The following is a 25,960-nucleotide window of genomic DNA, read 5'->3' on the forward strand; positions in this document are numbered from 1 at the left end:
ATGAGTGACACCAAGGATACCGACGAAAAGGCGCCCAAGAAGAAGGGCAAGCTGGGCAAGATCATCGTGATGGTGGTCGGCGTTCTCGTCCTGCTGGGCGGGGGCGTGGGCGCCGGCCTGTATGCCGCCAACTCCGGTCTGATCGGCGGCGGCCATGCCAAGGAGGACAATGGCGAGGCCGAGGCCGAGGCCAAGCATCCCGGCCCCAAGCTGGTGCCCAAGTCCGAGCAGAAGCGCGCCGGGGCCGAAGGCGCCGAGGGCGAAGGCGGCCATGGCGGCGGCGGCGAAGGCGGCGGTGGCCATGGCGAGGGCGGCGGCGAGGCCCATGAAAACAAGGGCATGCCGACCCCGGTGGGGGATGGCGGCGAACGCTATGCGTCCAACTATTACGAGCTGCCCAAGGACTTCACCTCGAACATGCGCGACTCGGTGCATATCATCCAGGTGGGTCTGGCGATCTCGACGCCTTATGACGACACGGTCATCAACAATCTGAAGACCAACGACCTGGCCGTCCGCTCGGCCATTCTGATGACCTTGGGCGACGCCAATGAGGAAATGGTGTTTTCCAGCGAGGGCAAGCGCCAGCTGCAACGCAAGCTGGTCGACTCGATCAACGAGATTCTGCGGCAGAAGGAGGGATTCGGAGGCGTCGCTAACGTCTACTTTACCAATTTTGTTGTTCAGTGAGGCATGGTTAACGCCGCCCCCCAGGTTGAACGCCGCGAACGCGGTCGTGAACAGACCGCCGATCACGGCGTGCTGGGCACGACCAAGCTCAATCCGTTCGGCGACCTACATACGATGCAGCATCTGTCCGCGCGTCTCGCGCGGTCGCTGCGGGGGCTGCTCGAATCCCTTCTGCGCGAGGAACTGCGCTGCTGGGCGGAGCCGCTGGTCGTCCAGCGCTTCGCCGATTACCGGGCCGAGCGCGGCGACGGCCTGAGCGCCTGGCTGCCCATGGCGATGACCTCGCCCAGCGGCAGCACGTCCGACGCCCAGGCGCTGATCGTCATCGACGGCGCGTTCAGCCTGGCGCTGATCGACCTGCTGTTCGGCGGCACCGGCGCGGTGCCCGACGTGCTGCCGCCCGAATTCTCGCCCGCCGCCGAGGCGATGGTGAGCCAGCTGGGCGCCATGATGGCCGCGCCCCTGCGCGGCGCCTGGGAGTCGCTCGCCCGGATCGATTTCCGCGCCGGTCATCCCGAAGCCTCGCCCGCGATGCTGTCGGGGATCGAGGGCGACGACGCGATGATCGTCACCCGCTTCGGCATCGACGGCCGCAATCGCCGCCCGACGATGATCGACATCCTCTACCCCGTCAGCGCGTTGAAGCCGCACGGCTCCGCCCTGACCGGCAAGGTCGTCGACAAGCAGGCCGAGGTCGATCCCACCTGGCGCGGCGACCTGACCCGCGCGGTGATGACGGTGCGCTTCCCGGTTCGCTCGGTGCTCGCCGAACCCGTTGTGTCGCTCAGCCGCCTGATGGAGCTGAAGACCGGCGACGTGATCCCGATCAGTTTCGGCCCGGAAGTGCCGGTGATGGTCGGCGGCGACCTGCTCGGCATGGGCACGGTCGGTACCGCCAATGGCCGCGCCGCCGTCCAGCTTACCTCGCTCAACCGGACCGTCGAAGGACTGGCCCGTGCTCACGAAGGATTCGAAGAATGAACGATATGGCCGGGGGCTTCCCCGTCGACACATCGGTCGCGGCCAATTTCCGGCTGCTCCAGGATGTCGACGTCAAGCTGACCGTGGAGATCGGCTCGACCCAGCTGTCGCTGCGCGAGCTGCTGGCGCTGTCCGAATCGAGCGTGATCGAACTGGACCGTCAGGCCAACGAGCTGCTCGACGTGCTGGTCAACGGCACGCTAATCGGGCGCGGCGAGGTGGTGACGGTCGGCGATCGGTTCGGCGTGCGCCTGACCGAGCTGGTCAACCCCGACAAGCGCGGCTGATCCACCCATGCTCTGGTCCTATGTCCTGAAGCTCGTCATCCTGCTGCCGCTGATCTGCGGCCTGATGATCGGGTGCCTCTACCTCTGGCGCCGTCTGGAAAGCCGGATGCCGGGTCGGCCCGCCACGCGGCTGATCCATGTCCGCGAGACGATGATGATCTCGCCCGGCCTGCGCCTGGCGGTCATCGAGTTCGAGGGGCGCAACCTGCTCGTCTCGGTCGGGCGCGGCGGCGTGCAGCTGGTCGACAAGGTCGAGGGCAACGGGACCACGCCCGCCGCGCCGAACCCGGCGCCGCTGACGCCCACCACCCCGCGCCGCACCGATTTCGTCTCGCGCTTCGCACCCAAGAAGTTCGACCAATGAGCATTTCCGTGACCCGCCGGGGCACCGGACCCGCGCTGATCCGTACCCATGGCCAAAGCGAACCGAAGCGCAGCCTGAAGCCGCTCTGGATCGTCCTCGCCCTGCTGCTGGCGCTGGTCATCGCGATGCCCGCCTTTGCACAGGCCGCTCCGACCGCGGCTCCGGCGGCGGCCCCGGCTCCGGGCGTCGGCGATGCGGTCGACCGCGCGCTGGGGCAGCTGGGCGGCGGCAATAATGGCGGCTCGGGCTCGCTGAGCCTGTCGCTCCAGGTCCTCATCATCATGGGCCTGCTGACGATCCTGCCGGGCATCATCCTGATGATGACCAGCTTTACCCGGATCGTCATCGTGCTCGCCATCCTGCGCCAGGCGCTGGGCCTGCAACAGACGCCGCCCAACCAGGTGCTGATCGGCCTGTCGGTCTTCCTGTCGCTGTTCATCATGGCCCCGACGATCAGCCAGATGAACACCCAGGCGATCGAACCCTATGCGCAAGGCCGCCTGCCCGGCACCGAGATGATAAAGGCCGCCGGTGCGCCGCTCCACGCCTTCATGGCCAAGCAGACGCGGGTGAAGGACGTGTCGATGTTCGCCGAAATGGCGAAGTCGGGCCCCTATGCCAGCCCCAAGGACATTCCCTATGCCGTGCTGCTCCCCGCCTTCGTCACTTCGGAACTGAAGACCGCGTTCCAGATCGGCTTCCTGATCTTCCTGCCCTTCATCGTCATCGACCTGGTCGTCGCCACCGTGCTGATGGCGCTGGGAATGATGATGCTGTCGCCCTCGATCATATCGCTGCCGTTCAAGCTGCTGCTGTTCGTGCTGGTCGATGGCTGGGCGCTGACCATGGGCAGCCTGGCGAACAGTTTCGCGACGTAGGTACTTTTTCCCTCTCCCCTGGACAGGGGAGAGGGTTAGCGGAGCTTGCCAGCCCGCTGGCTAGCGCAGCTTGGGTGAGGGGTTGAGCGAGCCTTCGGCTCGCGCGCGCTCTGCGCGCTCACCCCTCACCCAGCTCCGACTAAGCCTTTGCTTTCGCAAAGGCCAAGTCTGCGCAACCCTCTCCCCTCGTTGAGGGGCGAGGGAAGATGAGAGCGGGAAGGTCTTCGTTAACCATTCTCGCCGATAATCCGTACCAGCCGACGCATTGTTGAAGGCAACGGACGCCACCCCACACGGGACCAAAGACCGCATCATGGACGCCCAATATTTCCTGACGCTGGCCAACCAGAGCATGTGGGTGCTGGCGCTCGCCGCCGCGCCGATCCTGGTGCCCGTGCTCGTCTCGGGTCTGGTGATCGGCATGATTCAGGCCGCGACCTCGATCAATGAACAGACGCTGTCGTTCGTCCCCAAGCTGATCGTCGTTGCCGTCTCGATCCTGATCTTCGGCAGCCTGATCGTCGGACTGCTCAGCGACTTCATGGTCAGCATGTTCGAGCGTATTCCCGATCTCGTGAAGTAACCATGCTCGGCTTCGGCCTCTCGATCGAGCCGCAGGCTTGGGCGATCCTGTTCCTGATGATCCGCATCGGGGCCGCCTTCATCACCGCGCCCGTGTTCGGCGCGGTGTCGATCCCCCTGCCCGTACGGGTCAGCCTGGCCGGAGCGATCGCCTTTCTGGTGAATTCGGTCCATCCGGTCGTGCCGCCGCCCGTCATCTTCTCGGTCCCCACGATCATGTCGGTCGCGGGGGAGGCGATCGTGGGGCTGGCGCTGGGCCTGATCCTTCAGGTCGCCTTCACCGCGCCCCTGGTCGCCAGCGAGCTGATCGGCGGATCGATGGGATTGAACTTCGCCACCACCGTCGATCCGCTCAACGGCCGGTCGAGCCAGGCGCTGGGCCAGTTCTTCACCGTCATGCTGACGCTGTTGTTCCTGTCGGTCGACGGGCACCTCGTCCTCGTCGAGACGATCGTGAAGAGCTATGAGGCGCTGCCGCCCGGACAGGCCTGGATGGCCCCGGCGCAGTTCAAGGCGATCGCGCTGTTCGGCGGCTATGCCTTTCTCGCCGGGCTGCTGCTGGCGCTGCCGGTCGGCTTCCTGCTGCTCAGCCTGAACCTCGTCATGGGCATGATGAGCCGCGCCGCGCCCTCGCTCAACCTCTTCTCGGTGGGCATGCCCGCCGCGCTGACCATCGGTGTCATCACCATCGCCGTCGCCTTCCCGGCGATGGGCGACTATATGCTCGTCATCATCCGCGAAGGCCTCGCCGCCACCGAAACGTTGGTGATCGGCTGATGTCGGAAGGCGGCGAAAAGACAGAAGCCCCAACCCAAAAGCGCCGCGACAAGGCGCGTGAGGATGGGCAGATCCTGCGCAGCCGCGACCTGGCGGCGGCCCTGGTGATGATGGCGGGTATCGCCTGGCTGATGTTCGCAGGGCCCACTTTGCTGGGCGCGTGCAAGGCGGTGATGGCGACCAGCTTTCAGTTCACCCATGCCGATGTCGAGGATTTCGAACCGTTCCGGCCCTTGCTGGAGGCAGGCGGCAAGCTCTGGCCCTCGCTCGCCTCGCTGTTCGCGGTCACCGTCGTCGCGACCATCGCCTCGCAAGCGGGTCTCGGCTCGCTCCAGTTCAATCCCAAGGCGATGGCGCCCAAGCCGTCCAAGCTGAACCCCGCCTCGGGCCTGAAGCGCATCTTCGGCACGCATGGCTGGATCGAACTGGGCAAGTCGCTGCTCAAGGTCGTGCTGCTCGGCGCGCTCGGCGCCTATATGCTGTGGAAGACGTCGCGCACCACCCTGGGGCTGGCGCAGTCGGACCTGAACGGCGCGATCGGATCGCTGGGCGGCACCTTCATCACCATCCTGCTGGTCATGGGCTTCGGCCTGATCCTGATCGCCGGGTTCGACGTGCCGATCCAGATCATCCAGCTCTTTTCCAAGCTCAAGATGACCAAGCAGGAGGTCAAGGACGAGCATAAGGAAAGCGAGGGCAATCCCGAGGCCAAGGCGCATATACGCGGCAAGCAGCGCGAGATGTCGCGCCGGGCGGTGCGCGCGGCGGTGATGGAGGCGCATGTCATCCTGACCAACCCGACGCACTTCGCTGTCGCCCTGCGCTACGACCGGGGTCAGGACGAGGTGCCGGTGGTGGTCGCCAAGGGACGCGGCGCGACCGCGCTGGCCATTCGCGAACTGGCCGCCGAGCTGGACACGCCGGTGCTGGAATATCCGCAGCTCGCCCGCGCCGTCTATTACACCAGCCGCGAGGGCCAGGAGGTGCGTGCCGACCTGTACCAGGCGATCGCGGTCGTGCTCGCCTTCGTCTTCGGCCTCAATGCGGGGGCGGGCGGTACGTCGCAGCCGCCAGTCGAGGTGCCGGTGGGTGCCCGCTTCGACGAGAACGGCGTCGAGCAGCCATGATGCGCATCGTGCCCCGTCATTCGTCGCATCCCCCTAAAGCCCGGCGGCCCGCGGCCGTTAAGCAAGGCAAGCGCGCGCCGGAGTATCGTCGATGACCACCGTTTCCTCGAGTACATCGTCCAATACCACGACGACGACCTCCACCTCGTCGTCCAGCGCGACGAACGCGAACAATGCGGCGCAGAACGCGACGAAGACCGCCGCCCAGCAGCTGTTCAACTCGCTGCAGGCGGGCTCGGGCATCGACCTGTCGACGGTCGTCCCCTCGCTGATCGAGGCGCAGTTCGCCGCCAAGACCGCGGCCCTCAAGGCGCAATCGGACAAGCTGACCGCGCAGATTTCGGACGTGTCGTCGATCAAGAGCGCGATCACCGATTTCGCCTCCGCGCTGGCCTCGCTGGCAAGCGGGGGAACGCTCGCGACGCAGGCGACCAGCTCGGACCCGTCGACCATGAGCGTGACGACGGCGGCGGGCGCCAAGCTGGCGGGCATGTCCAAGTCGATCACCGTCAATGCACTGGCCAGCGCGCAGGTCTCCTCGACCAAGACGGCCTTTTCCAAGACCGCCTCGCTGGGCACCGGCAGCCTGTCGATCAAGGTCGGGGCGAAGGATGCCGTGTCGGTGACGTTCGGCGCCGACGATTCGACGCCCGACCTGCTGGCCGCCAAGATCAATGCCGCCAATACCGGCATCACGGCATCGGTCGTCACCGACGCCGGCGGCAACGCCTTCCTGTCCTTCACCGGGGCCAGCGGCAAGGACAACAGCTTCACCATCACCGCGACCGAGGGCGATACGGCGGGGCTCGCCCGGCTGAACGTCGGCAACGGCGCGACCGGCACCGCCACGTCGTCGACCGCCGCCAATGCCAGCATCACGATGGACGGCGTCACCGTCGAGCGGGCCAGCAACACCGTCAACGACCTGGTCACCGGCGTGAACATGACGCTGTCCGCGGTATCGACCAAGCCGCTGACGCTGACCGGCTCCAGCCCTGTCGCGGCGCTCAGCACCGTCGTGTCCAACTTCGTCTCGACCTATAACGACAATATGACCGCGCTGAACAAGGCGATCGATCCGATCACGGGCGATCTGCGCGCCGATCCCGCCGCGCGTTCGCTGGCCCAGACGATGCGTACGCTGACCACTACCAAGCTGGTGCCCGGCGACGATACCGATCTCGGCCCCAAGACGCTGGCCGATCTGGGCGTCAGGACCGAAAAGGACGGCACGTTGACCATCGACCAGACGCAGCTGACCAAGGCGATGGCGGCCAACCCGGGGTCCATCGAGAAGATGTTCCAGGCCAGCGGCGACAACCTGATCGGCCTGTCGGCGCGGATGAACAGCATCCAGCTGTCGGCGACCAGCAGCGTCTATGGCCTGACCGCATCGTACAGCAACCTGACGCAGGCGCAGAAGGATATAGCGGATCAGCAGAGCCGCCTGTCCGACAACCGCGACCGGGCCAGCGATGCGCTGACCGCCCGCTTCGCGGCGATGAACAGCCGCGTCTCGGCCTATAAATCGGCACAGGGCCTCATGGATCAGCAGGTCAAGATGTGGACGAAGAGCAACTGATATGACCTATGCCTCCGCCCTTCTGACCGATCCCGCCGCCGTCTATCGACAGATCGACGTGGTCGGTCGCACCGCCATGGCCGATGGTCCCGCGCTGGTGCAGCTGCTCTACGAGGAACTGATCTCCGCGCTCCGTTCCGCCGCCTGGGCGACCGAGCACGGCCAGCTGGCGCGCAAGAGCGAGCGGGTGACCCGCGCCACCGCCATCCTGTTCGCGCTGGAGGCGGGCCTGGATTTCGAGAATGGCGGCGAGATGTCGATCACCTTCGCGCGCCTCTATGGCGGCGCGCGCAAGCAGATCGTCGACGCCTCGCTGGACCAGGACGCGCAGATCTTCCGCAACGTCGCAGCCAGCATCGCCGACATCGCCGAGGCGTGGGAGACGGTGCGCAAGATGAACAGCCCAAAAAAGGGTAATTGAATCGGGCCATCAACCCCGCCCTCCGTTCGCGCTGAGCTAAGTCGAGGCGCACGTTCCGCGCTATGTTGCCCTTGGCCTTCGACTACGCTCAGGCTGAACGGACCATTGGGATGATCCTAGACTGTGATAACATTGCCTTGAACCAATGTAAGCCCCTCCCCTTCAGGGGAGGGGTTGGGGTGGGGCCTCGCCACAGACCGCACGTTTGCGGAAACGCCCCACCCCCGGCCCCTCCCCTGAAGGGGAGGGGTGAGTTCATCTCATGTCATCTTGCTCTAGGTTACCGCCGGAACCAGTGTTTCTGGACGAAATAGATCACGATCCCCGCCGCGATCGCCGCACAGGTCCCCAGGATCGCATCGAACGCCCAGGGCTCCTCGGCATAGGGCAGATTCTTGACGTTCATCCCGTACAGCCCGGTGATGAAGGTCAGCGGCAGGAACACCATCGCCACGATCGAGATGACGAGCGCGCGATTGTCGATCTGTTCGGCGCGCATGTCGCTCAACGTCTCGTGGATCAGCGCCGAGCGTTCGCGGATCGATTCCAGCTCCTCGGCCATGCGCGCGGCGCGGTCGGCGGCGGCGGACAGGTGCAGCCGGTCGTCATCGGCCAGCCAGTCGCCGGGCAGCGCGGCCAGCTTCTCCAGCGCCGCGCGCTGCGGATTGAGGAAGCGGCGATAACCGATCGCGGCGACGCGTACCCGACTGACCGTGCGGCGCAGCTGGAACACGCGGTGTTCGTCCAGCTGCTCCTCGCACCCGTCGAGTTCGTCGCCCAGATTGGCGACATCGGGGTCCATGTCGCTGGTGATCGCGGTGGCGAAGGCGGTGATGAGATCGCCCGGATCGGCGACGCGGCCCTCCTCCACCTCCTTGCGAACCGTATCGACCGCCAGCAACGGGCGGCGGGTGACCGAATAGACCTTGCCCTTCACCGCCCAGATCCGCACCGAGGCGAGCATGTCCGATCCGTCGAGCGGCTCGCTGCTGCGCCCGCGCAAGTTCAGGAACGCGCCCTCGCCCACCGCCTCGCAGCGCGGCCTCGTCTCGGTCGCGGTCAGCGCGTCGATGACGTAATCGCCCAGATGTGCCGCGTCACGCAGCCAACGCTGTGCGACTGCGTCATTGGTCTCCAGATGCACCCAGACCAGCCGCGCCTTGGCCTCCACCGCCTCGCGGATCGGGATCGGCGCGGCATGGCCGTTGTCGATGCGATAGGCGAAGCCGGTCATGCGCGCGCGTCCATGGCGAGATCGACGATCTGCCCCTCGCCCGGTTCCACCGGCAGCGAGTCGCTTTCGATCCGCACCGCATCGGCGCGGGCGCGGTCCAGGATGGCGGGCGGCACGTCGGCGCGGTGATAGACCCGGTCGGCCGCCGCCAGCGCGCGCGCCTGGCGCAGGGTCAAATCGTCGGGATCGGGCGAGGTCAGGACGAACGCCTCGACCTTCGCCGCCGGGCGGGCGGCCTGCGACAGCCAGCTCGCAACATCGGTCTGCCCCGCCAGCGGATCGAGCGCGCCGCCGGGCGACAGCGCCGCGCCAATCGCCCGCCGCCGCTCCGCCCCGTCGGGGAAGCGCGCGCGCAAGGCGCTACGGGCGGCGTACAGCCCCTCGGCCAGGGCGCCGAGTCCTGCGGGCAGCAAGGTCTCCAGCCGCTGGCGCAGCGCCGCCGCGAGGCCCGCCGACACGCCGCCGGTGCCGATCGCGACGATGACCGGCCCGCGCTCGACGATCGCGGGCAGAGTGAAGTCGCACGCCGCGGGTCGGTCGACCGCGTTGACCAGAATGCCGCGCGCCTTCAGCCGGGTGATCGCGGCCTGCGCCGCATCCTCATCCTCGATCGCGACGATGGCGAGCGCGGCCTGCGCCTCCTCGCCGACGACCAGCGCACCGGCACGGTCGAGCAGGCGCCGTTTGGCCTCGGCAGGCTCGCCCTCGCCCAGCAGGATCACCGGACGGCCGCCCAGCCGGACGAACAGCGGCAGGCTGGCGAGGCTCACCAAATCCTCCCCAAGCTATGCTTGGGGAGGGGGACCGCCGCGAAGCGGTGGTGGAGGGGCAAATGTCCCCGGCCCCTCAACCACGCCCTGCGGGCGCGGTCCCCCTCCCCATCAAAGATGGGGAGGATTGAGGCGGCTGGCGTCACTTCTTCAGCCACTCCGGCACGCGCTCGGCGGCGATGATCGTCTCGGCGGCGATGCGGTCGGCGACGACGGCGAAGCGGTCGCCCTCGACCATGACTTCGGGCACCAGCGGGCGGCTGTTATAGGTTGACGCCATGGTCGCGCCATAAGCCCCGGCCGTGCGGAACACGGCCAGGTCGCCCGACTTCACCGCGTCGATCTCGCGGTTCATGCCGAAGGTATCGCCCGTCTCGCACACCGGGCCTGCGATATTGGCCATCATCGTCTCGCCGGTCGGCTTCACCGCGACGAAATCGTGATGCGCGTCGTACAGCGCAGGCCGCATCAGGTCGTTCATCGCCGCATCGACGATGACGTACGGGTTGGCGACGCCGGGCTTCACCCAGACGACTTCGGTCGCGAGAACCCCGGCATTGCCCGCGATCACCCGGCCGGGCTCGAACATCAGCTCGACGTCCCAGTCCTTGGTCACCCGCGCGACCATCTCGCCATAGGCAGCGGGCGCAGGCATCACGTCGCCCGGCTTGTACGGCACGCCCAGGCCACCGCCCAGGTCGACGCGGGTGATACGGTGCCCCGCCCCGCGCAGCTCGGCGACCAGCTCGCCGACACAGCGATAGGCGGCCTCCAGCGGCGCGAGGTCGCCCAGCTGGCTGCCGATATGGCAGGCAACACCCTTCAGGTCGATGCCGGGCAGCCCCGCCAGACGGTCGAACATGCCGAGCGCCTGGTCGATCGGCACGCCGAACTTGTTCTCCTTGCGGCCCGTGGAGATCTTCGCGTGCGTGCCCGCATCGACGTCCGGGTTCACGCGCAGCGTGGCGGGGGCGACGAGGCCGCGTGCGTGCGCCAGCTCGGCGAGGACCGCGCCCTCTTCCTCCAGCTCCAGGTTGAACTGGCCGATCCCGGCCTCCAGCGCGGCGACCAGCTCGGCCCGCGTCTTGCCGACGCCGGAGAACACGATGTCCTCCGCCTTCATGCCCGCCGCCAGCGCCCGGCGCATCTCGCCGACCGAGACGACGTCCGCGCCATAGCCTTCGTCGGCCAGCACGCGCAGCACGGCGATGTTCGGGTTCGCCTTGATCGCATAGGCCAGATGCACGCGCGGCAGGGCGCTCAGCCCCTCGCGGAACACCTGCGCATGGCGGCGGAAGGTCGAGGCGGAATAGATATAGACCGGCGTACCGACTTCGGCGGCGATCCGGGATACGGGCACGTCCTCCACATGGAGTTCGCCATCTTGGAAATGAAAATGGTCCATCAGCGGGGGGGCAAATCGAATTCGTCCGAGCGCCGGTCCTGCGACTGGGTCATCAGTTCGTCGGAGCGCTGCGGGCGTTGTTGGGGGGTGGCCGTCAGCAATTGCTGCGGCGTCGGGGTCGCGGTGGCGCCGCGTGGCGCGACCGGCAGGCTTTCGCCCTTAGCCGGTTGCAGCCGATTGGCCGCACCGCATCCGGTCAGCGCCAGCGCGACCAGCAGGGCGAGCGCGGGCTTCATGCCCGCAGGCCCCGCGCGGTCGCGATCGCGGCGCGGACATTGGCGGGCGCAGTGCCGCCGAAGCTGACCCGGCTGGCGACCGAGGCATCGACCGACAGCACGTCATAGATGCTGTCGTTGATGCGCCCATCGATGCCCTTGAGATCGTCGATCGACAGCTGATGCAGCATCACACCCTTCTCCTCGGCCAGCTTCACCGCGCGGCCGGTGATGTGGTGCGCCTCGCGGAAGGGAATGCCGCCGACGCGGACCAGCCAGTCGGCCAGGTCGGTCGCGGTCGAGAAGCCCGCCTCCGCGACGCCACGCATCCGCTCCGTCCGGAAGGTCGCGCTTTCAACCATGCCGGTCATCGCCGCGATCGACAGCGCCAGCAGGTCGTGCGCCTCGAACACCGGCGGCTTGTCGTCCTGCATGTCCTTGGAATAGGCGAGCGGCAGGCCCTTCATCGTGACCATCAGGCTGGTCATGCAGCCCATGATGCGGCCCGCATGGCCGCGCACCAGCTCGGCCGCGTCCGGGTTGCGCTTCTGCGGCATGATCGAGCTGCCCGTCGACCATTGGTCGCTAAGTGCCACGAAACCGAAGGGCTGCGACGCCCAGAGCACGAACTCTTCCGCAAGACGCGACAGGTGCAGCGAGCAATTGGTTGCCGCCTGGAGATAATCGATCGCGAAGTCCCGGTCGCTGACCGCATCGAGCGAATTGCGCGTCGGCTCGTCGAAGCCCAGCGCCTGCGCCGTCATGTGGCGGTCGACCGGGAAACCCGTCCCCGCCAGCGCCGCCGACCCCAGCGGACACTGGTTCATCCGCGCCCGCGCCGCCACGAAGCGGCTGGCGTCACGCACGATCATCTCGTGATAGGCCATCAGGTGATGGCCCAGCGTCACCGGCTGTGCGGACTGGAGATGCGTGAAGCCCGGCATCACGCTGTCGGCATGTTCCTCGGCCCGCGTCAGCAGCGCGCTACGCAGCGCACCCAACGCCGCCAGCGTCTCGTCGATCGCGTCGCGCACCCACAGGCGGAAATCGGTCGCCACCTGGTCGTTGCGCGACCGCGCGGTGTGCAGACGCCCTGCGACCGGCCCGATCAGCTGGGCCAGCTTCGCCTCGGTCTGCATGTGGATGTCTTCGAGGGTCAGGTCCTCGGACACGCCGTTGGCGGCATAATCCTGAGCGACCTGGTCCAGCCCGGCGGAAATCGTCGCGGCGTCCTCGGCCGAGACGATGCCCTGTTTGCCCAGCATCGCGACATGCGCTTTCGACCCGGCGATGTCCTGTTTCCACAATCGCTTGTCGAAGGGGATGGACGCGTTTATCTCGCGCATCACCGCGGCGGGACCTTCTGCGAAGCGCCCGCCCCACATTGCGTTGGAGCCGCCCATGTCGTCGCGTACCGTGATCGCCTGTCTCCTGGGGCTGATGGTCGCCGGGTGCGATAAGCAAAGCCCCGCGCCGGAGCAAGCCGCCAACACCTCCAGCGGCGAAGTTTCGAGCGGCGAAGTGACCAGCGGCGAGGCGTCCGGCACGTCCGCTCCGGAAGCCCCCAAGCCCGCAGGGGCCGTCGACCGCAGCCACAAGGGCGAGGCCGCGCCGCTGCTGGCCTTCACCGCGATGGACGGCAAGTCCACCAACCTTCACGACTTTGCGGGGCGGCCGGTGCTGGTCAACCTCTGGGCGACCTGGTGCGGGCCGTGCGTCGCGGAGATGCCGACACTCGCCGCACAGGCCGAGCGGTCGAAGGGCAAGATCGCGGTCATCGCCGTGGCGCAGGACGATGCCGCCAAGGTGAAACCCTTCCTGGCCGGCAAGAAGCTCGACGCGCTGCCCATCTATCTCGACCCGAAGCTGGGCCTGAGCGTCCATTACAAGGCGAACCTGCCGACCACGATCCTGTACGGCGCGAACGGCAAGGAGATCTGGCGCGTGACCGGGGGCTTCGAATGGGTCGGCGCGCAGGCGGACCAGTTGCTCGCCGAAGCGATGTAAGCCGGGCGCCGCCCCGACGAAAAGATCCCGCCCGGCATGCACCGGACGGGATAGGTGGGGGTAAAGCCGTTGGAATGGGGGGCGGCCCTTCGACCGCCCCCTTTTCGCATCAGAACTCCGCCGTCAGGCCGATGAACACCGACCGGCCGACCGCGTCGTACATGCCCGGATAGGTGTTGCCGTTGCCGAACGAGGCCAGCAGGCCGGACTGGATCAGCGGCGGATCCTTATCCAGCAGGTTGTTGACGCCGGCGCGGAAGACGATGCCCTTCTGCACCTTCACCGTGCCCGCCAGGTCGAAATAGCTGTACGCCTTGATCCGGGCATTGATGATCGACGGGTCGCTGGCGAAGTCGGCGATCGTCGAGTTGTTGGTCAGGTTGGTGCCGCCGATATAGCGCCAGTTGAGCGAGATCGTGCCGACCGAGGCCGCGTCCGACCAGGTCAGGCGGGCCTGGTGGCGCCACTTCGGCGAAGGCTGGCCACAGGTCGGGCCGAAATAGCCGACACAGTCATAAGAACCCAGGCCCGGCAACGGCTCGGTCACGAGCTTGCGCAGGCGGGTGCCGAGGAAGTCGATGTTCACGCTGCCGAACGACCCCAGCGGCTGGGTGTAGCTGCCGGAGATGTCGATGCCCGAGGTGCGCAGCGAACCCGTATTCTGCGTGGTCGAGATGATATAGCCCTGGTCGCCGAAGATGATGCCGCTGCGCGGATCACGCTTGAACAGGCTGCAGAAGAACGGATTGCCCGTGGCGATGCACTGGCTGATCGTCTGGCTGACCGGGATCGCGCCGATATAGCCCTTCACCTTGATGTCGAAATAATCGACCGACAGGTTCAGGCGCCTGATGAAGGTCGGCGTGAAGACGATGCCCGCCGTATAGGTGTCGGCCTCTTCGGGCTTCAGCAGCGGGTTGCCGCCGCCGCGACCAGTGCACTGGTCGGACGGGCATGGTGCGATGCGGCCATATTGCGCCGCCGTCACGCCGCTGCGCTGGCACTGGACGAGCGACGCGGTCGGCGCCACGCCCGGATCGTTGGCGCAAGGATCCTGCGCATTGACGTTGCCGTTCGACTGCGGGCTGAACAGTTCCGACACGTTGGGCGCGCGGATCGCCCGGTTGTAGCTGCCGCGCAGACGCAGGTCGCTGGTCGGCGCCCAGGACAATTCGGTCTTGTAGGTCGAAATGATCTTGGACAGGTTGCTATAGTCCGACCCGCGATACCCTGCGTTGAACGACAGGTCCTTGAAGAAGGGTCGATTTTCGATCAGCGGCAGTTGCAGTTCGGCGAACACCTCGTTCACGCTGAACCGGCCCGACGTCTCGGTCGTGCCCTTCTGGATGGCCAGGGCGTCCGCCTTGAACTCCAGGCTCTCGTACCGATGCTCGAAGCCCAGCACGAAGCCGACGCCCGAGTCGGCGAAGGGCGACTTGACCCCGTAACGGCCCAGATCGGCCGCGATATTGCCGCTCAGCACGGTTTCGCGATCGACGCCGCGCGTCGAGGTCGGCGCGTAGATGTAATTGAACGCCGCGTCCGAGATGCCGTTGTAGCGGAAGATATCGAGGGGCACGCACTGTGCGTCACTGCGGTCGATCACCGACTTGCAGGTCGGCGTGCCGTTGACGTTGACCACCTGGATCGCGCGATTGGCGCGGCTGGGGTCGATGTCGTTCTCATAGGTCTCGTTATAGAGCACGGTCGAGAACAGGGCGTTGGCATCATAGCGGATGCCGTCGATGATCTCGCCCCGGACGCCGCCGCTGAAACGGAAATCGGTGTGGCGAAGGTCATCGCGACGCGGCCGGGCGTTCCCCGCGACCGGGCGGTAGCCGATATAGACATCCTGCGATGCGGCGGTGCCGAACGCGTTGCCGCACAGGATCTGGCCCTGCTGCGCACTCAGGAACGGATTGTTGCAGTTGACCGTGTAGGTATAGCCCTGGAACAGCGCCGACGGAGCGATCTGCGAGTTGGTGTGATCGTCCATGAACATGAAGCTGCCATAGGCTTCGATGCCCGGCTGGACCTCATACTTGGCAAAGGCGCCCGCCGTGTAGCGCGTGTCGTTGCGCTGGAAATAGTTCAGCGGCGCATAATTGTAGCGGAAGCTGGCATCGTACGGGACCCAGGTGCGGGCGCCGTCCTTGGTGTTGTTGAACCGGCCGAGATCGGCGCTGGGGCCGGTCTGGGGATCGAACAGGCCGAACGGGTTGTTGCTCGACCCGCCGCAGGCCAGATCGGTATTGCCCTTGGCGGTGAAGCCCGCCGGATCGGCGGCGCAGGACGACACGTCGCGATCGGCCTGGAGGATCGGCTTGGTGTCGCGATAACCGAAATAGGCGGTCACATTGCCGCGGCCATCGGCAAAATTGGTGCCGAAGGCGACGTTCACGTCCAGCTTCTGCCCGTCGAGGATCATCGGCTGGGCCAGACGGTAACCGGCCTGCGTCTGAATCTTGCGCGCATAGGCGTTGTCGTTCTGGTGCTGGGCGAAGCCGTATTGGATATCGGTTCGCACGCCGTCCAGATCGTCGCGCAGGACGAAATTGATGACGCCCGAGATTGCGTCGGAGCCATAGACCGCCGACGCGCCGCCGGTCATGATATCAACCCGCTTGATGAGCGCGGTCGGCACGAAGTTCAGGTCGTTCGCCTGGACCGGCAGCATGCGCTGGCCGTTGATGAGGATGAGGTTCCGGTTGCTGCCCAGGTTGCGCAGGTTGACGCGCGCCGTGCCGTCCGACCCGTTCGAGACATTCTCGTTCGAATCCGGCGTCACCTGCGGCAAGCGGTTCAGCACATTCTCGACCTGGACCGCGCCCTGGTAGCGGATCTCGGCCGCATCGACGACCGCCAGCGGGCTGTTGCTGGTCAGGTTGGGACGCTGAAGCCGGGTGCCGGTGATGACCACATCGCCGCCGCTCGGTGCATCCACATCGTCGGACACCTTCGCCGCATCGGAAACCTTCGCCGCATCGGGCGGGCAAGGCTGTTCCGGCAGACAGCGTGCATCCTCGCTCTGGTCGGCGGCCTTCTTCACCTGTGCCTGCGCCTGCGAAACCGAAAGCAGCGCGATGGCAATGGCGCCCGCCGAACAGGCGAGTCGCTTGTAATTTCCATTCATCAATGAGCCCCCTCTTGATCTTATTCTTGCTGTTTGGCCCAATGATTTTGTTTAGTCAAATATAATATACTTTCTTCATTTCCATCACGGATTGGCTTGTGATCGTGCCCCGGCAACCGATGGCCGCACGCTGCGTTGCACAACAGGCCGGTCTTCGCGCAGCCGTCATGCGCGTTCCGTTCCGGGCCGTTGCTGGAGATGCTGAACCGATGATGCAGGCCAATCGTCGAGAACTGGTCGCGGCGCTTGCCGTTCTGGGGCTGACCCCGGCGGCTGCCACGCGTGTCGCGGCACAGGGCTCCGCCGGTGGCGTAAAGCTGGGCGTGCCCGAACCCTTTTCCTGGGCAACGCTGCAATCCCAGGCCGAGGCGCTGGCACGCCAGCCTTATCTCGCGCGCGCCAAGGTCGCGGCGGCGGAGGCGATCGGCTATGACGCGGTCGGCACCATCCGCTACCGCGATGATCGGACGCTGCTCGGCGGCATCCGGCTGTTTCCGCTGGGCCGCTATGCGCCGACCCCGGTTGGCATCCATATCGTCGAGAATGGCCAGGCCCGTACCGTGCCCTTCTCGCCCTCGCTGTTCACTGCCGAGGCGGGCCATGCCCCGCCGCTGGGCATCGCCGGATTTCGCGCGATGACGGCGGACGGGAAGAGCGACTGGCTGGCCTTTCAGGGCGCCTCCTATTTCCGCACGGCGGGCGCGCAGGACCAATATGGCCTGTCGGCGCGCGGGATCGCGATCGACACCGGCATCGACGGGCGCGAGGAATTTCCCGCCTTCACCGACTTCTGGATCGAGCGGACGGGCACGCAGGGCTACACCGTCTATGCGCTGCTCGACGGGCCCAGCGTCAGCGGCGCATACCGGATCGCCTCGCAAAAAGGCGCGGGCGGCGTCGAGCAACAGGTCTCCGCCGTCCTGTTTTTCCGTCGTGACGTGGAACGGCTGGGCATAGCACCCGCGACCAGCATGTTCTGGTACGGCGAGGGCAATCGCGCCGCCGCGCGCGACTGGCGCCCCGAAATTCATGATTCGGACGGGCTGGCATTGCTGACCGGCGCGGGCGAGCGGCTGTGGCGGCCGCTGGTCAACCCGCCGCGCCCCACGCTCGACAGCTTCGTCGATAGCAATCCGCGCGGCTTCGGCCTGCTCCAGCGTGACCGCGACTTCGACCATTATCAGGACGACGGCGCCTTTTACGACCGGCGCGCGAATCTGTGGGTGCAGCCGCAGGGCGATTGGGGGCGTGGGCAGGTCATGCTCTATGCCTTCCCCACCGCGAGCGAGACGGTCGACAATATCGTCGCCTTCTGGAACCCCGCCGATGCCCCCAGGGCGGGGCAGAAGCGGCAGTTCGACTATCGGCTCAGCTGGACGTCCACCGATCCGACGGTCGTGCCCCGTATCGCCCATGCGGTCGACAGCTGGACGGGCGATGCGGGGCGGCCGGGCGCCGAGCCGACGCCGGGCGCGCGCAAGCTGGTCGTCGATTTCACCGGCCCCGCGCTGGCGGGCCTCGACCGGCAGAGTGGCGTCACCGCCGACATATCCGTGACGCGCGGCAGGCTGCTGGCGCAGGCCGCCTATCCGGTGGTCGGGCAGACCGACCGCTGGCGCGTGACCGCCGATATCGCGCCGGAGGCGAGCGGCCCCGCCGATGTCCGCCTGTACCTGAAACAGAATGCAAAGGCGCTCAGCGAGACGGTGTTGATGCCGGTCTTCCTGCCATGACCGACTTGCCCGCCATGATGCCGCCGCCCGCGCCGCTGACCATGCCGGTGCAGCGGTTCGACGGCCCGCCGCCGCCGCACAATGCGCCCGAGCCGCGCGAGGGCATCAACCTGTCGCCCGACGACATATTGACGCGCCGCCTGCTGCTGGTGCTGCTGACCGGGTTGCTCGCCACCGCCGCCTCCGCCTCGGTCAAGGAGGCGTTGCTCAGCGACGGGTTCAGCCTGCTCGACGGGGTGTTGCTGCTACTTTTCTTCCCGCTGTTCGCCTGGATTTCGTTCGGCTTCGTGACGGCGGCGATCGGCTTCGCCCTGCTGATCTCGCGCGCGCATCCCGGCATTACCGCCGCCCCCAAAGGCGCCGCGCCGCCGACGGCGCTCACCGCCGTGCTGGTGCCGGTCCATAACGAGGATGTCGACGCCGTCTTCGACCGGATCGCACGCATGGCGACGATGATCGACCGCGCAGGCGCCGCCGACCGCTTCGCCTTTTTTGTCCTGTCCGATTCGGGGGAGGCCGCCGAAGTCGAGGAGCGTGCCGCCTGGGAATGCTGGGCCCCGCGCCTGCGCGTGCCGCTCTATTATCGCCGCCGAACCGAGAATGTCGGGCGCAAACCGGGCAATGTCGCCGAATGGATCCGCAATCATGGCGGCGGGTACGACTTCATGCTGATGCTCGACGCCGACAGCCTGATGGGCGGCGACACCATCGTCGGCATGGCCCAGATCATGGAGCAGCGCCCTTCCATTGCCCTCCTGCAGACCGTGCCGATGATTATCGGCGCGACTACGCTCTTCCAGCGCTGGATGCAGTTCGCCAGCCGCTTCTACGGGCCGATCTCGACCGCTGGCCTCGTGTGGTGGTCCGGGTCGGAATCGACCTTCTGGGGCCATAACGCCCTGATCCGCATCCGCGCCTTTGCCGAAAGCTGTGGCCTGCCCGACCTGCCCGGCCGGCCGCCGTTCGGGGGTACGATCATGAGCCACGACATGGTCGAGGCCGCGCTGCTGCGACGGCGCGGCTGGCGACTGCACATGCTGATGGTCGAGGACAGTTTCGAGGAGTTTCCGCCGACCCTGATAGACCAGGCGGTGCGCGACCGGCGCTGGGCGCAAGGCAATACCCAGCACCTCAAGCTGCTGGGGTCGAGCGGCTTTCACTGGATCAGCCGGTTGCAGCTGTTCATCGGTGCGCTCGCCTATCTGATGTCGCCCGCCTGGCTGATCCTGATCGCCACCTCGATCGCGCAGAGCCTGTCCGACGATGCCGCGACGGTGCGCGCCGTCACCTCGACCCAGGTCCTGCTCGTCACGCTGATCCTCCTATTCGGGCCGAAGGTGCTGAGCGTCATCTGGGCGATGGCCGATCGCGAACGCCGGGCGAGCTATGGCGGCGCGAAGGGCATCCTGTCCTCCGTCGCGCTCGACGTGCCGCTGTCGATCCTGACCGCGCCCGCCATCGCACTGACCCAGACGATCGACCTCATTAACATCGTACGCGGCAAGCCGTCGGGCTGGAACCCGCAGAGCCGGGTGCGCGACGGCCTCGCGGCGGCGGATGCGATGCCGCGCTATCGCTGGCACCTGGGGATCGGCGTGGTGTTGGTCTTCGTGTCGTTCCTGAACCCGATGCTGGGGGCGTGGCTGTCGCCGGTGACCTTGGGGCTGCTGCTGGCGCCCTGGCTAGCGATGGAGACGGCCAAGGTACGGCCGGGCGAGCGGCTGGCGAAAAAGGGCGTGTTCGCGGTGCCGGGGTCCGAGGTGGCGGAGCCGGTTCGGCCTATGGCTCTGGCGTGAGGGTTGGGCGTGGGCTTCGACTACGCTCAGCCTGAACGGGGGTTTGGGATTGGGTCCTTTACCAACAGCCGTTCAGGCTGAGCGACGTCGAAGCCCACGCCCGAACCCATCAATCATCCTCATCCTCGAACCCCACCAAGGCCAAGGCCCGCGCCTTCATCTGCCGCGTCTCGCACCAATGGACCAGCGCCTCCTCGCGCCCATGCGTCACCCACACCTCGCGCGGCGCGATCTCGGTCAGCGTCTGGGTGAGTTCATCCCAATCGGCATGGTCGGACAGGATCAGCGGCAGCTCGACATTCTTCTGCCGCGCGCGCTGGCGCACCCGCATCCAGCCGCTGGCCATCGCCGTGATCGGGTCGGGCAGCCGCCGCGACCAGCGATCGTTGAGGGCTCCGGGCGGACACATCACCACATGCCCCGCCATCTCCGCCTTGGGGGTGTCGGCCACCATGCGCAGCTCGCCCAGGTCGACACCCAATTCCTGATAAAGCGAGCATAGCCGCGCCAGTGCGCCGTGCAGATAGATGGGCGCGTCATACCCACGCACGCGCAACTCGGCGATCACCCGCTGCGCCTTGCCCAGCGCATAGGCCCCGACCAGCACGCAGCGCGTCGGATTGGCGTGGAGCCGCGCGATCAGCTTGTCGATCTCGTCGCCCGTCTCGGGATGACGGAAGACGGGCAGCGCGAAAGTCGCCTCGGTGACGAAGACGTCGCATTTGACCGGCTCGAACGGCGTACAGGTCGGGTCGGCGCGGCGCTTGTAATCGCCCGACACCACCACCCGCTCGCCCCGGTAGTCGAGCACGATCTGCGCCGATCCCAGCACATGCCCGGCGGGCACGAAGCCGACTTCCACCTCGCCCAGCCGGATCGTCTCGCCATAAGCGACCGGCACACCGTTCTGCGGGCCATAGCGCGCCGCCATGATCGCCAGCGTCTCGGGCGTCGCCCAGACCGTGCCGTGCCCGCCGCGCGCATGGTCGGCATGGCCGTGCGTCACCAGCGCCTTAGGCTCGGGCTCGGACGGATCGACCCACACATCGGCGGGGGCCACGTAAATCCCATGTTTATGGGGCTGTATCCAGTCGCCGAGCTTGACCATGATACCTATATCCTTCGGGATGCCCCCCGGTTCCCTTCCCTCCGCCCTGACCGACTGGTTTGCCGCCAAGGGCTGGTCGCCACGCACCCATCAGCTGGCGATGCTGGAGGAAGCGCGCGCCGGACGCCACGCGCTGCTGGTCGCCACCACCGGCGCGGGCAAGACGCTGGCGGGGTTCCTGCCGACCCTGACCGAGCTGATCAAGGCACCGACCGAGGGGCTGCACACCCTCTACGTCTCGCCGCTCAAGGCGCTGGCGGTCGATATCCGCCGCAACCTCGTCACCCCGATCGAGGAGATGGACCTCGACATCCGGGTCGAGACGCGCACCGGCGATACCTCGTCGGACAAGAAGGCACGGCAGCGGGTGAAGCCGCCGCAGATTTTGCTGACCACACCGGAATCGCTGTCGCTGCTGCTCAGCTACCCCGATGCAGAGGGGATGTTCGCCGGGCTGAAGACCATCGTGGTGGACGAGGTCCACGCCTTCGCCACCGGCAAGCGCGGCGACCTGCTGTCCCTGTGCATGGCGCGGTTGCAGCGCCTGTCCCCCGATCTGCGCCGCGTCGCGCTGTCGGCGACGGTGGCGGACCCGGACGGCTATCGCGCCTGGCTCGCTCCCGATGGCGATATCGACGCGGTCGGCCTCGTCACCGGCGAGCCCGGCGCGCCGCCGGACATATCGATCCTGCTGCCCGAGGATCGCGTGCCCTGGGCGGGCCATTCGGGCCGCTATGCCGCAGCCCAGGTCATGCGGGTGATCGAAGCGAACCGGACGACCATCGTCTTCTGCAACACACGCAGTCTCGCCGAGCTGATCTTCCAGGATTTGTGGAAGGCGAACGACAAGAGCCTGCCGATCGGCGTCCATCACGGCTCGCTCTCGCTGGAGGCGCGCCAGAAGGTCGAGGGCGCGATGGCGGGCGGTCAGCTTCGCGCGCTGGTCGCGACCGCCAGCCTCGACCTCGGCGTCGACTGGGGCGATGTCGATTGCGTGATCCAGATGGGTGCGCCCAAGGGCTCGTCGCGCCTCCTGCAACGCATCGGCCGCGCCAATCACCGGCTGGACGAATCAAGCCGCGCGATCCTGGTCCCCGGCAACCGCTTCGAATATCTGGAGGCGCGTGCCGCGCTCGACGCGGTGGAGGCGGGCGAGCTGGACCCCGATATCTTCCGCCAGGGCGCGCTCGACGTGCTGGCGCAGCATGTCATGGCCTGCGCCTGTGCCGCGCCGTTCGAGCAGGGCGCGCTGCTCGACGAAATCCGCTCGGCCATGCCCTATTCGGCGCTGGACGATGCGACGTTCGACCGGGTGCTGCATTTCATCGCGGACGGCGGCTATGCCTTGCGCGCCTATGACAAGTTCAAGCGGCTGGTCCAGCAGCCGGACGGGACGTGGCGCGTCACCCATCCGCAATTCGTCGCCCAACATCGCCTCAACGCCGGGATCATCGTGGAAGCGACGATGCTGAAGGTCCGTTTCCGCAACGGCCGCCAGCTGGGCCGGGTCGAGGAGGGATTCGCCGCGACGCTGGCCCCCGGCGACACCTTCTTCTTCGCGGGGCTCAGTTTGGAGGTAGAGTCGATCGACGGCGAGGACCTGATCGTCCGCGCCACCTCTCGCCCCGCGCGCATCCCGACCTATGGCGGCAGCCGGATGCCGCTGTCGACCAGCCTAGCCGACCGGGTGCGCGCGTTCCTGGCCGACCGGCGCGAATGGGACCGCTTTCCCCCGGACGTGCATGACTGGCTGGAGATGCAGGACCGCCGCTCGGTCCTGCCCCGCCCCGGCCAATTGCTGGTCGAGACCTTCCCCCGAGAAGGGCGGCATTACATGGTCGCCTATAGCTTCGAGGGGTGGAATGCGCACCAGTCGCTGGGGATGCTCGTGACAAGGCGGATGGAGGCGCAGGGGCTCAAACCCCTCGGCTTCGTCGCCAGCGATTATGCGCTGGCCTGTTACGGGCTGGAGAAGGTGACCGATCCGGCCAGCCTCTTCTCCCCCGATATCCTCGAAAACGAGTTCGTCGACTGGGTGCAGCAATCGCACCTGCTCAAGCGCGCCTTTCGCGAGGTCGCGGTGATCGGCGGGCTGGTCGAGCGCCAGCATCCCGGCAAGCGCAAGACCGGGCGGCAGGTGACCTTTTCGACCGACCTGATCTACGACGTGCTGCGCAAGTATGAGCCGGGACATCTGCTGCTCCAGGCGGCGTGGGACGATGCGCGGGCGCGGATGACCGATGTCGGGCGGCTGGCGAACCTGCTCGACCGGGCGGGCGGCACGATGCTGCACGTCGATCTGGAGCGGGTGAGTCCGCTGGCGGTCCCGGTGCTGGTGCTGATCGGGCGCGAGAAGATCGCGACGGGAAGCGCGGACGACGACCTGTTGATCGAGGCGGAGGCCCTAGCGGCGGAGGCGATGGGGGATTGAAGTGAGGGATTCGCGTGGCCTTCGACTTCGGCGCACAGCGCCGAAGTTTATCCTGAGCGGCTGGCTTGCCAGCCAGCCGAAGGGCTCAGGCTGAACGGAGGTTGGGTATAGCCACTCTCGCCTCTGGCCCCTCCCCTCCCGCAGGCGGGAGGGGAGGGGGGAGGGAACGCCGCAAGCGACAGGCTCTGCGAGGCACCCTGCCCTCCCCAAACCCCTCCCGCCTGCGGGAGGGGCTTAAGAAGAAGAGGAGGGCTTAAGAAGGCCTCGATCACCCTGATCGCATCAAAAATGTTGCATTGCCCATCCCTACCCCGCAAATCTGATTTCGTGCTCCGCCAGTATGAACTCGTCGACCGCGTGCTCGACTATGACCCCCAGGCCGATGAGGCGCTGTTGAACCGCGCCTATGTCTTCTCGATGAAGGCGCATGGCAGCCAGAAGCGTGCTTCGGGCGATCCCTATTTCAGCCATCCGATCGAGGTGGCCGGCATCCTGACCGACCTGCATCTGGATGACGAGACGATCGCCACCGCCATCCTGCACGACACGATCGAGGATACCGTCGCTACCTATGACGAGATCGAGCGGCTGTTCGGTCCCAATGTCGCGCGGCTGGTCGACGGCGTTACCAAGCTGTCCAAGATCGAGGCACAGACCGAAAGCGAGCGTGCGGCCGAAAACCTGCGCAAGTTCCTTCTCGCCATGTCGGACGATATCCGCGTCCTGCTGGTGAAGCTGGCCGACCGGCTGCACAACATGCGCACGCTCCATCATATCGCGAAGCCGGAGAAGCGCCGCCGCATCGCGAAGGAGACGATGGACATCTATGCCCCGCTCGCCGAGCGGATCGGCATGTACGAGTTCATGAAGGAGATGCAGATGCTCTCCTTCCAGCAGCTCGAGCCCGAGGCGTATGAGTCGATCAGCTTGCGTCTCGCGCAGATGAAGGAAGGCGGCGGCGACCGGATTTCCAAGATCGCATCGGGCCTGAAGCTGCTGATGTCGCGCGGCGGCGTCGAGGCGGAGGTGACGGGGCGCGAGAAATCCGCCTTCTCGATCTTCCGCAAGATGAACGAGCGGCACATCAGCTTCGAGCAGCTGTCCGACGTCATGGCCTTCCGCGCGATCGTGCCCACGGAAGAGGATTGCTACCGCGCGCTGGGGCTGATCCATCGCCGCTGGCCGATGGTGCCGGGGCGGTTCAAGGACTATATCTCGACGCCCAAGCGCAACGGGTACCGCTCGCTGCACACCAGCGTCATCCATGCCGACAATGCCCGCATCGAGATTCAGATCCGCACCCCCGAAATGCATGCCGAGGCCGATTTCGGCCTGGCCGCGCACTGGACCTATAAACAGGCGACCCGCCACGACGCGCAGGTCAGCTGGATTCGCGACCTGGTCGAAATCCTCGATACCTCGGACAGTCCCGAAGAGCTGATCGAGCATACGAAGATGGCGATGTATCAGGATCGCATCTTCGCCTTCACCCCCAAGGGCGAACTGATCCAGTTGCCGAAAGGCGCCACGCCGATCGACTTCGCCTATGCCGTCCACACCGATCTGGGCGACCAGGCGGTGGGCGCGAAGCTCAATGGCCGCGTCGTGCCGCTGTCGACCGTCATCTCCAACGGCGACCAGGTGCAGATATTGCGCTCGGCCGGACAGACGCCGCAGGCCAACTGGCTGAACCTGGCGATCACCGGCAAGGCGCTGGCCGCGATCCGCCGCCACCTGCGCCATGCCGAGCGCGACGAGCAGGTGACGCTGGGCACCAAGCTGTACGAGGACATCGTCCGCCGCCTGCCCGCGCAGATCGGCCCGGACGCGCTGGGCCATGCGCTCCAACGGCTGAAGATGCCCGACGAAGCGCATCTGATGATCGCGATCGCCAGGCGCACCCTGTCCGACGCCGCCGTGATGGAGGCGCTGATGCCGGGCTCCGCAGGCGCGGATGTCGCCGCCGTCCCGCCGCAGTCGAGCGCGATCTCGATCAAGGGGCTGACACCCGGCGTCGCTTATGACCTCGCGCAATGCTGCCATCCGGTGCCAGGCGACCGCATCGTCGGCCTGCGCCGTCCCGATGCGGGGATCGAGGTCCATGCGATCCAGTGCCCGGTACTGGCCGAGCTGGCCGACCGGACGGACGAGGAAACCGACTGGGTCGACGTGTCCTGGGGCGACGACAGCGAGGGCGCGACCGCGCGCATCTCGGTGATGGTCAAGAACGAGCCCGGCGCGCTGGGCATCCTGGCGACGATCATCGGCCAGCATAAGGCCAACATCATCAACGTCCGGCTGGATACGCGCGATACGCGCTTCCACACCAACCTGATCGATGTCGAAGTGCACGATCTGCAACATCTGATGCGCCTGATCGCCGCGTTGCGCGCAGCCGATGTAGTGAGTTTGGTGGAGCGGGTTTAGGGCGCCGCCGCC

The 25,960-nt window shown here is 66.8% G+C and carries 22 protein-coding genes; 15 read left to right on the plus strand and 7 right to left on the minus strand.

Annotated features, from left to right (window positions below; all coding sequences use genetic code 11):
* The 10 genes from AC1GI4_RS09495 (at window position 1) to fliS (ending at window position 7,689) form a co-directional block, all read left to right on the plus strand.
* Window positions 1-690 (plus strand): flagellar basal body-associated FliL family protein, encoded by a 690-nt coding sequence (locus tag AC1GI4_RS09495; protein ID WP_433909567.1) that lies wholly within the window; start codon window positions 1-3, stop codon window positions 688-690.
* A 3-nt stretch (window positions 691-693) separates the two neighbouring features.
* Window positions 694-1,671 (plus strand): flagellar motor switch protein FliM, encoded by a 978-nt coding sequence (locus tag AC1GI4_RS09500; protein WP_479629344.1) that lies wholly within the window; start codon window positions 694-696, stop codon window positions 1,669-1,671.
* The gene (fliN, locus tag AC1GI4_RS09505) at window positions 1,668-1,958 is read left to right on the plus strand and encodes a flagellar motor switch protein FliN (protein WP_042487397.1); all 291 of its coding nucleotides are present in this window, start codon (window positions 1,668-1,670) and stop codon (window positions 1,956-1,958) included. The genes AC1GI4_RS09500 and fliN overlap by 4 nt, the downstream gene beginning before the upstream one ends.
* A 7-nt stretch (window positions 1,959-1,965) precedes the next feature.
* On the plus strand, window positions 1,966-2,322 hold the full coding sequence (locus AC1GI4_RS09510; RefSeq protein WP_294270655.1) for a FliO/MopB family protein: 357 nt from the start codon (window positions 1,966-1,968) through the stop codon (window positions 2,320-2,322).
* Window positions 2,319-3,200 (plus strand): flagellar type III secretion system pore protein FliP, encoded by an 882-nt coding sequence (gene fliP / locus AC1GI4_RS09515; protein ID WP_433909565.1) that lies wholly within the window; start codon window positions 2,319-2,321, stop codon window positions 3,198-3,200. Before AC1GI4_RS09510 ends, fliP begins: the two co-directional genes overlap by 4 nt.
* Before the next feature lie 313 nt (window positions 3,201-3,513).
* Entirely contained in the window at window positions 3,514-3,783 is a 270-nt protein-coding gene (fliQ, locus tag AC1GI4_RS09520; RefSeq protein WP_042487406.1) for a flagellar biosynthesis protein FliQ, read from the plus strand.
* Between the two features lie 2 nt (window positions 3,784-3,785).
* Complete coding sequence (gene fliR / locus AC1GI4_RS09525) at window positions 3,786-4,559, plus strand: flagellar biosynthetic protein FliR (RefSeq protein ID WP_433909564.1); 774 nt, start codon at window positions 3,786-3,788, stop codon at window positions 4,557-4,559.
* A complete protein-coding gene (locus tag AC1GI4_RS09530) occupies window positions 4,559-5,686 on the plus strand; it encodes an EscU/YscU/HrcU family type III secretion system export apparatus switch protein (RefSeq protein ID WP_294270663.1) in 1,128 nt (375 codons plus the stop codon). Before fliR ends, AC1GI4_RS09530 begins: the two co-directional genes overlap by 1 nt.
* 91 nt (window positions 5,687-5,777) lie before the next feature.
* Window positions 5,778-7,268 carry a flagellar filament capping protein FliD gene (gene fliD, locus AC1GI4_RS09535; protein ID WP_479629345.1) on the plus strand — a complete coding sequence of 497 codons (1,491 nt, stop codon included), beginning with the start codon at window positions 5,778-5,780 and terminating at the stop codon, window positions 7,266-7,268.
* 1 nt (window position 7,269) lies between these two features.
* On the plus strand, window positions 7,270-7,689 hold the full coding sequence (fliS, locus tag AC1GI4_RS09540) for a flagellar export chaperone FliS (protein ID WP_479629346.1): 420 nt from the start codon (window positions 7,270-7,272) through the stop codon (window positions 7,687-7,689).
* A 280-nt stretch (window positions 7,690-7,969) separates the two neighbouring features.
* On the opposite strand, the gene AC1GI4_RS09545 is transcribed toward fliS, so the two are convergent.
* The 5 genes from AC1GI4_RS09545 to argH all read right to left on the minus strand — a co-directional run bounded on the left by AC1GI4_RS09545 (window position 7,970) and on the right by argH (window position 12,698).
* Entirely contained in the window at window positions 7,970-8,923 is a 954-nt protein-coding gene (locus tag AC1GI4_RS09545; protein WP_433909562.1) for a zinc transporter ZntB, read from the minus strand.
* Window positions 8,920-9,693, minus strand: a complete 774-nt coding sequence (locus AC1GI4_RS09550; protein WP_479629347.1) for a precorrin-2 dehydrogenase/sirohydrochlorin ferrochelatase family protein — start codon at window positions 9,691-9,693, stop codon at window positions 8,920-8,922. The genes AC1GI4_RS09545 and AC1GI4_RS09550 overlap by 4 nt, the downstream gene beginning before the upstream one ends.
* A gap of 142 nt (window positions 9,694-9,835) precedes the next feature.
* On the minus strand, window positions 9,836-11,098 hold the full coding sequence (gene lysA / locus AC1GI4_RS09555; RefSeq protein WP_479629348.1) for a diaminopimelate decarboxylase: 1,263 nt from the start codon (window positions 11,096-11,098) through the stop codon (window positions 9,836-9,838).
* Entirely contained in the window at window positions 11,098-11,334 is a 237-nt protein-coding gene (locus tag AC1GI4_RS09560) for a hypothetical protein (RefSeq protein ID WP_042487426.1), read from the minus strand. The genes lysA and AC1GI4_RS09560 overlap by 1 nt, the downstream gene beginning before the upstream one ends.
* Window positions 11,331-12,698: an argininosuccinate lyase gene (argH, locus tag AC1GI4_RS09565; RefSeq protein WP_479630385.1), complete on the minus strand. Its 1,368-nt coding sequence runs from the start codon at window positions 12,696-12,698 to the stop codon at window positions 11,331-11,333. The genes AC1GI4_RS09560 and argH overlap by 4 nt, the downstream gene beginning before the upstream one ends.
* A 16-nt stretch (window positions 12,699-12,714) precedes the next feature.
* Here argH and AC1GI4_RS09570 point away from each other — a divergent pair, with 16 nt between their 5' ends.
* Window positions 12,715-13,320, plus strand: coding sequence for a TlpA family protein disulfide reductase (locus AC1GI4_RS09570; protein ID WP_479629349.1), 606 nt, complete (start codon window positions 12,715-12,717; stop codon window positions 13,318-13,320).
* Between the two features lie 109 nt (window positions 13,321-13,429).
* Here the strand turns inward: AC1GI4_RS09570 and AC1GI4_RS09575 are convergent, their stop codons facing one another.
* Window positions 13,430-16,453: a TonB-dependent receptor domain-containing protein gene (locus AC1GI4_RS09575; protein WP_479629350.1), complete on the minus strand. Its 3,024-nt coding sequence runs from the start codon at window positions 16,451-16,453 to the stop codon at window positions 13,430-13,432.
* A 209-nt stretch (window positions 16,454-16,662) separates the two neighbouring features.
* Here AC1GI4_RS09575 and AC1GI4_RS09580 point away from each other — a divergent pair, with 209 nt between their 5' ends.
* Entirely contained in the window at window positions 16,663-18,186 is a 1,524-nt protein-coding gene (locus AC1GI4_RS09580; RefSeq protein WP_479629351.1) for an OpgD/OpgG family glucan biosynthesis protein, read from the plus strand.
* Window positions 18,183-19,982: a glucans biosynthesis glucosyltransferase MdoH gene (gene mdoH / locus AC1GI4_RS09585; RefSeq protein ID WP_479629352.1), complete on the plus strand. Its 1,800-nt coding sequence runs from the start codon at window positions 18,183-18,185 to the stop codon at window positions 19,980-19,982. The genes AC1GI4_RS09580 and mdoH overlap by 4 nt, the downstream gene beginning before the upstream one ends.
* Window positions 19,983-20,091: 109 nt before the next feature.
* Here the strand turns inward: mdoH and AC1GI4_RS09590 are convergent, their stop codons facing one another.
* The gene (locus AC1GI4_RS09590; protein ID WP_479629353.1) at window positions 20,092-21,090 is read right to left on the minus strand and encodes a ligase-associated DNA damage response exonuclease; all 999 of its coding nucleotides are present in this window, start codon (window positions 21,088-21,090) and stop codon (window positions 20,092-20,094) included.
* 19 nt (window positions 21,091-21,109) lie between these two features.
* Here AC1GI4_RS09590 and AC1GI4_RS09595 point away from each other — a divergent pair, with 19 nt between their 5' ends.
* Complete coding sequence (locus AC1GI4_RS09595; RefSeq protein WP_479629354.1) at window positions 21,110-23,521, plus strand: ligase-associated DNA damage response DEXH box helicase; 2,412 nt, start codon at window positions 21,110-21,112, stop codon at window positions 23,519-23,521.
* 327 nt (window positions 23,522-23,848) lie between these two features.
* A complete protein-coding gene (locus AC1GI4_RS09600; protein WP_479629355.1) occupies window positions 23,849-25,948 on the plus strand; it encodes a RelA/SpoT family protein in 2,100 nt (699 codons plus the stop codon).
* Window positions 25,949-25,960 lie beyond the last annotated feature (12 nt).

The sequence above is a fragment of the Sphingomonas sp. 77B genome (assembly GCF_056497825.1).